The organism is Caloramator quimbayensis, assembly GCF_900167605.1.
In the GTDB taxonomy this organism is placed as follows: domain Bacteria; phylum Bacillota; class Clostridia; order Clostridiales; family Caloramatoraceae; genus Caloramator_B; species Caloramator_B quimbayensis.
The window spans coordinates 1-12,927 of the sequence record NZ_FUYH01000014.1 but is presented as its reverse complement, the minus strand read 5'-3'; the positions used below and the strand labels follow the sequence as shown (position 1 = coordinate 12,927).

The 12,927-nt window shown below is 28.7% G+C and carries 12 protein-coding genes and 1 tRNA gene; 1 reads left to right on the top strand and 12 read right to left on the bottom strand.

The window, feature by feature from the left end; translation table 11 throughout:
* From B5D15_RS09785 to queG, 12 genes are all read right to left on the bottom strand, one after another.
* The gene (locus B5D15_RS09785) at window positions 1-915 is read right to left on the bottom strand and encodes a TRM11 family SAM-dependent methyltransferase (protein ID WP_078696943.1); all 915 of its coding nucleotides are present in this window, start codon (window positions 913-915) and stop codon (window positions 1-3) included.
* 66 nt (window positions 916-981) lie between these two features.
* Window positions 982-1,064: transfer RNA gene (locus B5D15_RS09780), tRNA-Leu, on the bottom strand.
* A gap of 38 nt (window positions 1,065-1,102) precedes the next feature.
* Window positions 1,103-2,074, bottom strand: a complete 972-nt coding sequence (uvsE, locus tag B5D15_RS09775; RefSeq protein ID WP_078696942.1) for a UV DNA damage repair endonuclease UvsE — start codon at window positions 2,072-2,074, stop codon at window positions 1,103-1,105.
* A gap of 32 nt (window positions 2,075-2,106) precedes the next feature.
* The gene (locus tag B5D15_RS09770; protein ID WP_078696941.1) at window positions 2,107-4,293 is read right to left on the bottom strand and encodes a transglutaminase-like domain-containing protein; all 2,187 of its coding nucleotides are present in this window, start codon (window positions 4,291-4,293) and stop codon (window positions 2,107-2,109) included.
* Window positions 4,290-5,471 (bottom strand): DUF58 domain-containing protein, encoded by a 1,182-nt coding sequence (locus tag B5D15_RS09765; protein ID WP_179122254.1) that lies wholly within the window; start codon window positions 5,469-5,471, stop codon window positions 4,290-4,292. The genes B5D15_RS09770 and B5D15_RS09765 overlap by 4 nt, the downstream gene beginning before the upstream one ends.
* Window positions 5,464-6,411, bottom strand: a complete 948-nt coding sequence (locus B5D15_RS09760) for an AAA family ATPase (protein WP_078696939.1) — start codon at window positions 6,409-6,411, stop codon at window positions 5,464-5,466. Before B5D15_RS09760 ends, B5D15_RS09765 begins: the two co-directional genes overlap by 8 nt.
* A gap of 81 nt (window positions 6,412-6,492) precedes the next feature.
* Window positions 6,493-7,887 carry a VanW family protein gene (locus tag B5D15_RS09755; protein WP_179122253.1) on the bottom strand — a complete coding sequence of 465 codons (1,395 nt, stop codon included), beginning with the start codon at window positions 7,885-7,887 and terminating at the stop codon, window positions 6,493-6,495.
* 143 nt (window positions 7,888-8,030) lie between these two features.
* Window positions 8,031-8,666, bottom strand: a complete 636-nt coding sequence (gene nth / locus B5D15_RS09750; RefSeq protein WP_143287281.1) for an endonuclease III — start codon at window positions 8,664-8,666, stop codon at window positions 8,031-8,033.
* A 94-nt stretch (window positions 8,667-8,760) separates the two neighbouring features.
* Window positions 8,761-9,954 (bottom strand): glycine C-acetyltransferase, encoded by a 1,194-nt coding sequence (locus tag B5D15_RS09745; RefSeq protein WP_078696936.1) that lies wholly within the window; start codon window positions 9,952-9,954, stop codon window positions 8,761-8,763.
* A gap of 117 nt (window positions 9,955-10,071) precedes the next feature.
* Window positions 10,072-10,779, bottom strand: coding sequence for a lysophospholipid acyltransferase family protein (locus B5D15_RS09740; protein ID WP_078696935.1), 708 nt, complete (start codon window positions 10,777-10,779; stop codon window positions 10,072-10,074).
* Between the two features lie 25 nt (window positions 10,780-10,804).
* Window positions 10,805-11,155, bottom strand: coding sequence for a phage holin family protein (locus B5D15_RS09735; protein WP_078696934.1), 351 nt, complete (start codon window positions 11,153-11,155; stop codon window positions 10,805-10,807).
* Window positions 11,145-12,152 (bottom strand): tRNA epoxyqueuosine(34) reductase QueG, encoded by a 1,008-nt coding sequence (gene queG, locus B5D15_RS09730; protein ID WP_078696933.1) that lies wholly within the window; start codon window positions 12,150-12,152, stop codon window positions 11,145-11,147. Before queG ends, B5D15_RS09735 begins: the two co-directional genes overlap by 11 nt.
* 121 nt (window positions 12,153-12,273) lie before the next feature.
* Between queG and B5D15_RS09725 the strand changes: the two genes are divergently transcribed.
* Window positions 12,274-12,525 (top strand): YkuS family protein, encoded by a 252-nt coding sequence (locus B5D15_RS09725; RefSeq protein ID WP_179122252.1) that lies wholly within the window; start codon window positions 12,274-12,276, stop codon window positions 12,523-12,525.
* The last annotated feature ends 402 nt before the right edge of the window (window positions 12,526-12,927 follow it).

Here is a 12,927-nt window from a genome sequence, read left to right as displayed (position 1 = left end):
TTATATACATACAGAAACATACCTAATAAAATCTCTTTTTAATATCTGGCACCTGTCAATAACGCTGAAATTGCATTCTTTCAATTCATTATCCATAGGATTTGAACTTATGAGTATCATTTTGTCAGATATACGTCTCGCGTTTTTTAATATCTCTATTTGTTTAATTTTTGTAGTTATAGATAAAATCCCATAGGGAATATCAATTATTGAAACATCATATTTGTTTTTTATATCTTTAATATCAGATACTTTTACAACATCAGGATATTCAAAAAATCTAATATTTCTCTTTGCTCCTTCTATTACTTTAGGATTTATATCATAGCCTTCAATATCAAATCCCATAGACAAAGCTTCAATTACAACTGTACCAATACCGCAGCAGGGATCAACTAATCTTATATTTTTATTATTTTTAGCAGCTATATTTACAACAGCTCTTGAAATCCTTGTTGGAAGAGCGTTACAATAATAACAGGGTTTTTTATTATGAATATCCCAAAGTCCAATGTTCTTTTTATATTCGCCTATAATCCATATGTTTTTATAATTAATAACGCTTAGAATTATATCCGGATTATGAATTTTTGCTTCACCTATAACAGCATTTCCTATTACATCTTCAACCTTATGTTTTAATGAAAGGCTCATTTCCCCCTCAAGTTCAATATACTTAATTTTAAAATTATCGTATGAAATTTTATATTTAATGATAATATTTTTAAGTTTCTCTAATGTATCTGCCTCTGCAACGATTTTTACCTTTGCTTTTATAAAGGGACTTCTATTTACATCAACATCTACGCAGCTTAAAAAATATTTGTTATCAGGAACAAAATCAAACAAATATTTCATTTCCATTTTACACAGCTGCTCTTCATTAAAATTATAATTTATTATATACAAATACATGAGGGATTCCCCCTTAATAAAAATAGAAAAACAGGGTTTAAACTCAATAGAGCTTAAACCCTTAATTGGTGCGGGTGAAGGGATTTGAACCCCCACGGTTTCCCGCTAGAACCTGAATCTAGTGCGTCTGCCAGTTCCGCCACACCCGCAGGTACAAAAATATTTTAACATTATTTTTTTTAATTGTCTATAATATTTTAGTATTAACCCATATACTTCCATCAGATTTTTTTTGTATAAAATCATATACTAACAGTTCATCTATCAACTTAAAAAGCGCTTTGTCTTTCATTTTAGCTTCAACCATGACATCAAAGTCAAAATCAAAGCATTTAATTTCTTTAATGAAATCAATAAAATCATTACAATTTACGTAATCATTATGACTTCTTATATTTTTTTCATCTTTAGGACTTGATATATGAATTTTAGGAGGAAATTTTTCATTCTTCCATGTATCAAAAATATCTTTTATTAAACTTTTAATTCTCAAAGGTGAAGGATTGCAAAAATCATGATGGATATCTAAAACCATAGGTAATTTTAAGTCATTGCAAATTTTTAAAACATCTTCAGCATTAAAAAGTTTATCATCATTCTCAAGGGCAATTCTTTTTCTGACTTTATCATCGAGCAAGCTGAATCCCTCATAAAATCTTTTAATAGAATCTTCCTTATTTTTATACATACCTCCCACATGTATTATCATTTTATGTTCACAACCTAAACCCATCAATTCAAACATGCTGTTATGATAATTTAAATCTTTTATTGATGCCTCTATAACCTCTTTTCTAGGACTATTTAGCAATGTAAAATGATCAGGATGTGTTCCCACTCTCATACTTTTTTCATTTACGAAATTTCCAATCAACTCAAATTCTTTTTTCAAAGCTGTTTTCCAGTCATAGTCTTTAAATTCTTCATGGGTAGCAAAGGGTACAAGCTTTGATGTAAATCTATACAATTTAATGTCATAGGCATTATTATATTTTAATATCTTTAATGTATTTTCTAAATTTTGTTTTGCAATTAGCTGAAGCTTATTTTCCCAATAGATTCTATCTATTTTTTTTAAATTTTTAAGCGTTACAGTTTTATTTGGTGAAACGTTATCTAATTTCATAGATATAGCAACATATCCAAAATTTATATTCATACTAAGCCCTCCATAAGGCTCAATTTTATATTTTATTTTCTTAAAGGCATATACATGTTTAAATAATCTTTTATATAAAATCTAATAATACCAACATTATTTTTAACACATTTTTTTATACTTTTAAACAATGTAATTAGTAAAATCAAATCATCATCTGATAAAACATTATTCCCATATATCAATTTTTCATATAAGTTTACATATTCCTCCATACTAATATTTATTCTGTTTCCAAACCTTTGACTGTATTCTCGGAAGGTTTCTCCTGTATTATAATTAACACCTACATATTTCCCGAATTTAATTATTTGCATTGATAAGTCTATTATTTGCTTTTTTTCTGTTTTGTATATATTATTTTTTTTAATATACAAAGCAACTGAAATCAAAAAAGCAAAATTTAATATAGTTGAAAATATGTAATAATTTCTTTTATTTTTTTTCGAATCACTTTCTGTTTCTTTTTCAATCTCATTTCTTATTTTATTATTTATAATATTTGTTTCATTATTTTTTGTTTTTTCCCGTTCTAAATTTTCTTGAGTATTTTTCTTTATTACATCGTTTTTTTCTATAAGTTCCTCCACAGATGTATGTCCCGGTGTAGGATCAAAAGTAACCCAGCCTATTTTGTCAAAATATATCTCAACCCATGCATGGGCATTAGAGTTTAAAACATCTGTATATCCATTAAATCCATTTTTGGCTGTTACATCAAATCCTTCAATATATCTTGTTGGTATATTTACAATTCTGCACATAACAGCTAAAGCAGATGCAAAATAAGTGCAGTATCCTTTTTTTTCATCAAATAAAAAATAATCAACAAAATCTCTTTTGGGTGGAATATAAGATACATTTATATCATAGGAGTAGTTTTCTTTTAAAAAATTATTTAGTGCTATTGCTTTATAAAATGGTGAAGAATACTCTTTTGTTTTTTCATAGGCAAGTTCATAAACTCTCTTTGGGATATTATCAGGAAGCATTAGATATTTTTCTAATGCTTTATCATAGCTATTAGGATAATTTATACTGTCAGGTGCTGCTTGAATATTTTCAAATTCATCAAAATATACTGTATATACCTCTCCATTATTTACAGCTTTAGGATTATATATTTCACCATCAGAGTCAATATAAAAGTAATTCCATTTATTATTTACATACTTTGAATTTAATAAATTAAAGGCTGTTGTTGTTATAGTTTTTATTGGATATATATCTATTTTTTTCTTTGTTCCTTCATTCATTGGAGATGTATATTTTTTAAATACAGAGTTCGTTTTATTCCACATGTATCCATTATAATAATCTTTAACAGTTCCTCTAAGATGTATTTCATTTTTATCACTTTCCAAATAAATTTTCATTGCTAAAGTATTATCTATTTTAATAGGCCCTCCAAGCTTTTTAGGATTCTGTTGAAAACCTGTTTGAGAAAATACAAATCTTTTTTTTGTAATATTACTTGTAGAATTTATACCTATTTCATTTCTTATATTATTAAATTTCTCAAAAATATTCATTTCAAACCATTCTACAGAGTGAGCATCAGCGCCATTTGGTAATAATTTTACAATAAAATTCACTAAAAACATTATTACTGCCACAATAATGAATATTTTGAAATAATGATTGGGCTTGATATTAACTTTTAAATCAATCCATCTATATTTTGATTTAATATATTCATTATATGAAATCAGTACTAAACATAATAAAATAAAAAGGCTGCTTTTACTTACTATATCAACAGGACTTATAAAATAGTATGTTATAAAAATGCTCCCTCCTAATATAAACATAATCATTGTCCATTTTTTTATAACAACAACATAAAAAATAAATAATACAAATATAGGCAGCACAAAATATATTACACTTTGAAAATAACCAGCATATCCTTCTATAATATACTGATTTTCAATTAAACTATAAATAAAATCTTTTGATTCATATACTAACTTATAAATCGTATTTAATAAATAAAGCGGTCTTGGAATAATAAAAAATAAGAATATACTTAGAAAAGAATATTTTACTGTATACAAAAAATAATAGTATAGCAATGATAAAAAAATTAAAATAAGAACTAAATATATATTATATTTTATAGAGGCAACCATAAAAGTTGCATCAACTATACAAAAGGTAATGCCCGTTATGATTATTAAATATACTATAAATTCCGAAAAAGTTATTTTTTTTTTCATACTTTCTCCAGCGCCTCTTTAATATCAGAGTTTGAACTGATTTTATACATAATTATACCATTAGTTAATATTCTTTCTTTTAAATCTCTTTCAATTATAAAATCACTTACATAAATTATTATAAAATCATATCCACTTTCTTTAATATAACAATAAGTCTCTACATCTTTAATAGTAATATTTCCCGTTATTATTATTAGAGTTGAACCTTTTTTAATAAATTTTATTCTTTTTTCTATTAAATCTCTAATTTCGGATTTCCCAGCAGGCTTAATTTCGCATAATATATCAAGAAGGCTCTTAATATCTTTTGTGTCTCTTATAGAGGTATAATAAACATTTGAAGAATTTACATACAAGTTTAAAGATACAGCTTTTTTTAGCAAATAAGCTGCTATAGAGGCTGCTGATTCTACTGCTCTTTCCTCCAGTTCTTTTGAATTTTCCCCCAAAAAGCAGTTTGAATTAAAATCAAGAAAAATAAAAGCGGATGCACTTCCTGTCATGTCATAATTTTTTATATATAGCTCTCCTTTTTTTGCCGATACCTTATAGTGTATTCTTTTAAAGTTATCTCCTTCATTATATTTTCTTATATCTGAAATGCTTGTATTATCTTCATAAGCTTTTTGTAAAGTATTCAGAGTTCCATAGGACTGCATAGAATTCAAACTAAAAAAATTAATTTCCCTTACTCTTGGATAAACCTTTAAATTTACACTTGAATAAATTTTGTATTTCCATGAAAATATTCCAAATACATCAGTTATTTTAATCTCTAAAGGGCCTAATTCATAAATACCTCTATATTTTAGCTTAAAATTTTCAAAAGTAAATTCTCTGCAAAGAGGCATAAGTGAAAATATAAAAGTAGTCGGTTCCTCTTTTGAAAATTTTTTTATCGTTTTATCAACTACTTCAATTTGAGGAGTAGGCAATAGGGTATCATTATCGATTATTGATTTTATTTCAATATAGTCATCAACATAATAATCCTTATCATCATATTTTTGAAATACTGTTATTTTTCTTTTAATGTAACTTGCCCAAATAAAAGATAATAAAAAAGTTAAAAAAATTATATTAAAAATCAAATATGGTATCTTTCCTCCTGCTATTCTTGATGTTATAAAAAAAATAAAAAGCAATAAAATTGCTGATTTTTTAACTTTAAACATTTTTAGCAACTCCATATACAGGTACTGAAGAAATTATTTTATCTATAACCTCTTCAGATTTTACACCTTTAAGTCTATATTCAGGTTTTAATATTATTCGATGGGATAATACAGAATGAACTAAAGATTTTACATCATCTGGTGTTACATATTCTCTATTAAATAACAATGCTCTCCCTTGGCTGCATTTTAGAAGATTAATACTCGCTCTAGGACTTGCGCCTAGAAGAATTTCTTCTCTTTCACGTGTTGCTTTTATTAGGGATATAATGTACCTTTCTATTTTTTCATCAACATATACTTTATTTGCAACTTCTCTTAAATAAATTATATCTTCAGGTTGTGCAACTGGTTTCAGTCCATTTAGAGGATTATATTCTTTATATCTTTTAAGCATAACTAGTTCATATTCTTCATCAGGATATCCTATCCTTATCTTCATCATAAACCTGTCAAGCTGCGCTTCTGGAAGGGGAAAGGTACCTTCAAATTCAATAGGGTTTTGAGTAGCAAGAACAATAAAAGGCTCCTTAATCTTATAAGTATTGCCATCAACTGTTATTTGGCGTTCTTCCATAACTTCAAGCAAACTCGACTGCGTTTTAGGAGATGTTCTATTTATTTCATCAGCAAGAATAATTTGACTCATAATTGGTCCAACCTTAAATTCAAAATCACCTGTCTTCTGATTATAGACTGATATACCTGTAATATCAGATGGTAGTAGGTCAGGTGTAAATTGTATTCTTTTAAATTCACAATTTATAGATTTTGCTAATGCATGAACAAGTACTGTTTTGCCAATTCCAGGAACATCCTCTATTAATACATGTCCTCCGCTAATAAAAGCTATGATTATTTTCTCTACTGCACTTCGTTTACCATAAATAACGTTCTCAATATTTTCTATTATTTTTTCTATTATCATAATTTTATTCATACTATCACCTTTATTAATTTTACCATATCATATATTTTTTTCCTATATGATACAGAAATAAAGGGAACTATCGATAGCTCCCTATGGTGTTGAATTATTAACTTCAGCAGCTGCATCATCAGGCAAGTTTGAAACAGGCTTTGTTCCAACTCTGACTTTTCCTTTTCCAGCTTTATAATTATCCTTTGAAATAATCTCACTTTTTATTAGCTTACCATTCTGGTATACTTTTCTGTAAGTAATAGATTTCATACCATCTATAGGCTTTTCTTCTACTACTTTTTGTCCAGCTAATAAAGTTGGATCGTTTATATATTCAGTATCTGCAGGTGTTTTTTCAATGACTTCAGAAGTTATTTCTACTGTTTGTCCGGGATTTTCCTTTGCTCCATAAATAGTTACAGTAATACTTCCTCCGCTTACGTTAGCTTTAATATATATAGGATATTTATTTGTATTTTTAAATTTCATATCGATGTAATCACCTGAAATCGTTGCATCCCTTCCAGCAGGCACATATCCTACTCTTAGCTGATGTGGCCTTCTTTCAACAATTGGAAAATTAGCATAAAGAGCTGCATTATAAACCGTTGTTGTAACCTGACATATACCTCCTGCAAGCCCTGGTACATGAGTACCATTAATTATTACAGGTGCTTCCTTATATCCCTTTGATTCAAGTCTTGGTCCTAAAGTTTTATTCATTGAATATATTTCTCCAGGCATTACAACTGTCCCATCAACAAAGGAAGCAGCAACTTTTATATTCCCTGATCTATTTACATCACCAAGATTAAATTTAGTTGTAAAGCTCGAAATTTTAGTATCTATTTTATTGAGCATATCAGCCTTAATTTTAGCTTCAACTATATCTACTGGTACATTTATATTTTCGTTTGAATCATTAGGATTTATTGAAGATATTATTAATTCTTCAAGCTTTTTTTCATTAACCTTTCTTCCGTTTTTATCTGGAGTAACTTTAAAGGTAGAAGATGTTAATTTAATTGAAGCATTAACAGGATCAAAGTTGATTTTTTGAGATATTTTCTTAATCTCTTTATTTACTATTGATGTATCAGAAATAAACTGCATCTTAATATCATAATTGTTATTTTTCAACTTATACCTTAAAATAGTCTTTTCAAACATATTTCCTTCTTTTCCATAATTAAATGCAGTATCTACTGCTTTATCAACATCATAATGTGCTTTCAGCTGTTTATAATCAATAGTAAAATTATTGTTTTCATAACTAATATATATCTTTTTATTTTTTAAATTCTTATTAAACTTTTCTTCAAGAATATTTTTTGCTTCTTCTTTTGTCATTCCTCCAACATTTACACCATTAACACTAATTCCTTCAAATATCATATCCTGCGCTGATGCTGTATCACCAAGTATTATTCCAAAGGTTATAAATATAATAATTAATAATAGCAAAGGTATTATGATTTTAAAGCCTTTTTTCACATTATCCCTCCCAAGCGATAGCATTCTTTTTAATTATATCATTTTTTATAATGAAGTAAATATAAGTGATTATAAAATATATTTATATCTAATTATAAAGACAAGCTTTTAATAAGAATAGTTCCATAAATATAATAAATGTTTCAGTTATTTTCTTTTATTTCATTATAATATTTACATATATGATTTAAAGGACATATACTGCACTTAGGATTTTTAGCACTGCATATTTTTCTTCCATGCCATATTAACCAATGATGAGCATTTGACCATTTTTCTTTTGGAATATTCTTCATTAGCTGCTCTTCTGTCTCATTAACATCTTTTGAATTTGAAAGTCCAAGTCTATTTGAAACTCTATACACATGAGTATCTACTGCAATAGCATCTTTATTAAAGGCATTTGACAAAACAACATTAGCAGTTTTTCTGCCGACTCCAGGCAGTTTTATTAATTCTTCGAGGGTACTTGGAACTTTTCCATCGTAATCTGTTACTATTTTTTTACTTGCTTCTATTATGTTTTTAGCCTTAGTTTTATATAATCCACAAATTTTAATATACTTTTCTAATTCTTTATTATCAAGCCTTCTAAAATCTTCTGGAGTATTATACTTTTTAAACAATATTTCAGTAGCTTTATTTACAGTTAAATCTGTAGTTTGGGCTGATAACATAGTGGCAATAAGCAATTCAAAAGGAGTTGTAAAGTTCAATGCACACCTTGCATCTTTGTATTCCTTCTCAAGTATATTAATTATTTTTTCATTATTATTCATACGTTCACCCATTTCTAATTATTTTACAAGTAAATTATAAATTTTAATATAAATCAAATCAATAAAAACAGGCAGGTAAATCCTGCCTTAAAATTTATATTATACCCATTTTTGTTCCAACCTTTTTATAAATTTCAACTGCTTCATCAAGCATATCTTTTGTATGAGCAGCCGTTACAATATTTCTAACTCTTGCCGTACCCCTTGGAACCGTTGGAAAAGCTATTCCTTGGGCAAATACTCCTGAATTAAATAACTCATCGCTGAATTTCATTGCCTTTGCCTCATCTCCAATAATAACAGGAGTTATAGGAGTTTCACTATGTCCTATATCATATCCAATAGATGAAAGCTTTGATTTAAAATATCTTGCATTGTCCCAAAGCCTATCAACAAGTTCACTGCTCTCTGATAGTATTTCTATAGCTTTAATGCAAGCTCCAGCTGCACCAGGAGTCATAGCAGTTGAGAAAAGGAATGGTCTTCCTCTTAATTTAAGCCAGTCAATAAGTTCTTTCGTTCCTGCAACATACCCTCCAACAACTCCAATTGCTTTTGATAGAGTTCCTATCTGACAGTCAACTTTTCCGTATAAGTTAAAATGTGATACAGAACCACTTCCATTTTTTCCAAGTACTCCAGAAGCATGGGCATCATCAACATATGTAAATGCACCATATTCTTCAGCGATTTCAACAATCTCAGGAAGTTTTGCTATATCGCCATCCATTGAAAATACTCCATCGGTTATAATCATAAGTTTTTTATATTGTCCGCTTTCGTAAGCTTCCTTTATTGTTTTTCTTAAATCATCCATATCGCTGTGTTTATATCTAATTATTTTCGCTCCTGAAAGCCTGCATCCATCGATTATACTGGCGTGATTTAGTTCATCTGAAAGTATAGCATCTTCTTTAGTCATAAGAGCACTTACTGTTCCCATGTTGCAGTTAAAACCTGATTGAAAAACTATTACAGCTTCTGAATGTTTAAACTTTGCAAGTTTTTCTTCAAGCTCTTCATGTATATCGAGTGTACCTACGATAGTTCTAACAGCACCTGCACCAGCGCCGTATTTTTCTGTTGCTTTTATAGCTGCTTCAACTAATCTTGGATCGTTTGCAAGTCCAAGATAATTATTAGAAGAAAGATTAATAACTTCCTTTCCATTTATAATACACCTTGGGCCTGTTGGTCCAGTAACAACTGGAAGCTTTCTATAAAGCCCCTTTTCCTTTAATTCATCAAGATTTGCGCTTAAAAACTCATGCAATGCTTTGCTGCCCATATGATTACCTCCTAAAACAAAATTAAAATAAATTTTAACAAATTCATATATATAATATTCTATATTTTTTCCTTATTCCCTCTATTTTTTACTATAATATATTTTCTTTATTTATAATTATTCTTTATCGCTATATATTCCTCTATACTCATTAGGAATAAGGTTAGAAATTTTCATCATAATTATATTTAAACACTTTTCATTATATTTTTCCTTCTCATCTTCTATTGATTTATCAGGTAAATAAAATGGTTCCCCTATAGTAACTTTAACATCTGCATGGGTAAATTTTTCACTTGACATATCCTTATCATTTATAGGCATTAAATTTTCAGTCCCTGTAAGGCCTAAAGGAACTATTTTAGCTCCTGTTTTTTTTGCAATAAGTACAACTCCTTTTTTGCCTTTAATCATTTTGCCTGTTCTTGAACGGGTTCCCTCTGGAAATATGAGAATAGATTTTCCTTCTTTTATTTTTTCAATACATTTTCTCAATGCTTCAGTATCAGGAGTGTTAGGATGAATTGGTATTATATTAACTGCTTCAAGTCCAATCCTGCTTACTGGATTTGAGGCGAGTTTAACTCCTGCAACAAAATAAGGTTTATATTTTTTTAGAACCCTATTTAATATAAGTCCATCAGAATTGCTTAAATGATTGCTGACAAAAATAACAGGCTGTTTAAGATTTTTTAAATTTTCAATACCCTCTATTTCTATTCTCGCATATTTGTTTATATAATAATCTGTTATCATTCTCGAAAAAGGTTTTATTATAAAGGATGGAGCATTTAGTATAATATTTGCAGCTCTTTTATTTATCATTCTATCAGTCCTCTCATCTTTTATTTTATATTAAAAAACTTATTATCGAACTTATAATACTAATTATAAATGATGCAATTACAGCTGAGCTAAGACTTGATATATAAAATCCACTTGTAGCTGTAGATACAAACAAAAGCGAAACTCCATTTATAATAAATGTAAAAAGGCCTAAAGTTATAATATTTATTGGAAGTGAAAGAAGAATCAATATTGGCCTTATAACAGCATTAACAAGCCCTAATACAACCGAAGCTACTATTGCAGCCCCAAATCCGCTAATATTTACTCCCTTTACAAATCCTGCAGTAATATAAATTGCTACAGCATTGATGAGCGTTCGGGTTATAAATCCTTCTTTTTTTTTACTTTTCATTTAAGTTCCCCCTTAATCTATTAATTGATTTTTCTGCATAATGCTTTAAATAATCATCATTAAGTTTTGATTCAAGAAGAGGGATATAATCTTTATTGTTACTGTTTCCTAAAGCTATTATCATATTCCTTTGAAATCTCTTTTTCCCTATCCATCCTGAAGAAGTTGAGCCAAAAAAGTTTTTAAATTCTTTATTTGTCATATTTAAAACCTTATCAGGACTTATATTAATATTCCATTCTTCAGGATGAAATTCCTTTACATTCGAAAAAATTACTCCTTTGTTAAAGGGACATACATCTTGACAAGTATCACAGCCGTATACTCTTAGCCCCATTTTTTTTATTTCAATATCGTTTATAGTTTCTTTTTTCTGAGTAATATAAGATAAACATTTCTTAGCATTTAAGTAGTAGGGTTTTTCCAAAGCATTAATCGGGCATACATCTATACATAGAGTACAATCTTTACATAATGAATCAATTTCCAAATCCCTTTCAATATATAAATCTGTTATAACTTCTCCAAGGAATACAAAAGAACCATATTTTTGTGTAATTATACTCGTGTTTTTTCCATAAAAACCTATACCGCATTTTTTAGCTATCTCTCTATCATGCAGGCATCCTGTATCTGCATAATATACACATTTCCCACTAAACTCATTTGTTATATATTCTGATATACTTTTTAGCTTATAATTCATAACTTTATGATAATCCATTCCAAGGGAGGATTTTGATATATAAGGCTTTGTTTTATCTATTTCAACTGTTTTATATGGTACAGCAATAGATATAATAGTTTTTGCTCCTTCAAGCAGCCTGTTAACATCCGTTCTAATGCTTTCATCACTATTTTCAAAACCAGACAGGTGCCCAAAAATTTTTCTCTCTCTGAGTCTTTTTATAAATTCATCACTAAAATAAATATCAGTAAAACCTATGCAATCTATTCCTATTGAATTTGCAAATTTTATTATTTTTTCTCTAATCATTATATTATCATCCTTTTATATAATATTACAAATGATTTTAATTTAACTTTTATCAATATATAGTATAGAATTTAAAACAAAAATGCACAATATATTTGAGAATATAAACGGAGGGAAAAAAATGAAAAAGAAAGTTGCAATTGAACAAAATTTGGATAACGTCAAAGAATATCTCGAGGAAAGAGGAATAAAAACAGAACAGTTTAGTGGAAGTCAGTTAATTAATTCATCTAAAATTTCAAAATATGATGCAATAATTGTTTCTGGAAGCAATAAAGATTTTCTTGGCATGGAGGATGCTAAAACTAAAGTTCCAGTTATCGACGCTACAGGTATGACTCCTCAAGAAATTTATAACAACATTACAAGATAGTTAAAGGGAGAACCAAAAGCGGTTCTCCCTTTTAACGTGCGCCCGGCATGGGCAACAGCTCGGCGGTGAAAGTCCGCTATGGGCTTGGTAGTGGGAACCATTAGCCAATGGCAAGGGTGTCCATCGTGAGGTGGAATCTGAAGGAAGCCGGAGGCAAAGTCTCGGCTCGATGAACAAGAACCACATATTAGGCTGACTTGAGGTGGATGAGTTTGCGTTACAAAATAAAGTCCAACACTACCCGAACCTCATACAGTAAATGTGGCGAGTATATGGGATGAAGGCGGTTGCTCTTACCCGGGGAGGTCTAACAGATATGCCATAAAAAGAATGAACTTTCTCAATGGCAACCTATTCAGCGATGAATAGCTGAACTGTTAGAAGTCAGCAGAGGTCATAGTA

Coding starts and splice junctions, on each gene's coding strand:
- B5D15_RS09785 (WP_078696943.1), bottom strand. CDS start 915: ATGTATTTGTATATAATAAATTATAATTTTAATGAAGAGCAGCTGTGT.
- uvsE (WP_078696942.1), bottom strand. CDS start 2,074: ATGAATATAAATTTTGGATATGTTGCTATATCTATGAAATTAGATAAC.
- B5D15_RS09770 (WP_078696941.1), bottom strand. CDS start 4,293: ATGAAAAAAAAAATAACTTTTTCGGAATTTATAGTATATTTAATAATC.
- B5D15_RS09765 (WP_179122254.1), bottom strand. CDS start 5,471: ATGTTTAAAGTTAAAAAATCAGCAATTTTATTGCTTTTTATTTTTTTT.
- B5D15_RS09760 (WP_078696939.1), bottom strand. CDS start 6,411: ATGAATAAAATTATGATAATAGAAAAAATAATAGAAAATATTGAGAAC.
- nth (WP_143287281.1), bottom strand. CDS start 8,666: ATGAATAATAATGAAAAAATAATTAATATACTTGAGAAGGAATACAAA.
- B5D15_RS09745 (WP_078696936.1), bottom strand. CDS start 9,954: ATGGGCAGCAAAGCATTGCATGAGTTTTTAAGCGCAAATCTTGATGAA.
- B5D15_RS09740 (WP_078696935.1), bottom strand. CDS start 10,779: ATGATAAATAAAAGAGCTGCAAATATTATACTAAATGCTCCATCCTTT.
- B5D15_RS09735 (WP_078696934.1), bottom strand. CDS start 11,155: ATGAAAAGTAAAAAAAAAGAAGGATTTATAACCCGAACGCTCATCAAT.
- queG (WP_078696933.1), bottom strand. CDS start 12,152: ATGATTAGAGAAAAAATAATAAAATTTGCAAATTCAATAGGAATAGAT.
- B5D15_RS09725 (WP_179122252.1), top strand. CDS start 12,274: ATGAAAAAGAAAGTTGCAATTGAACAAAATTTGGATAACGTCAAAGAA.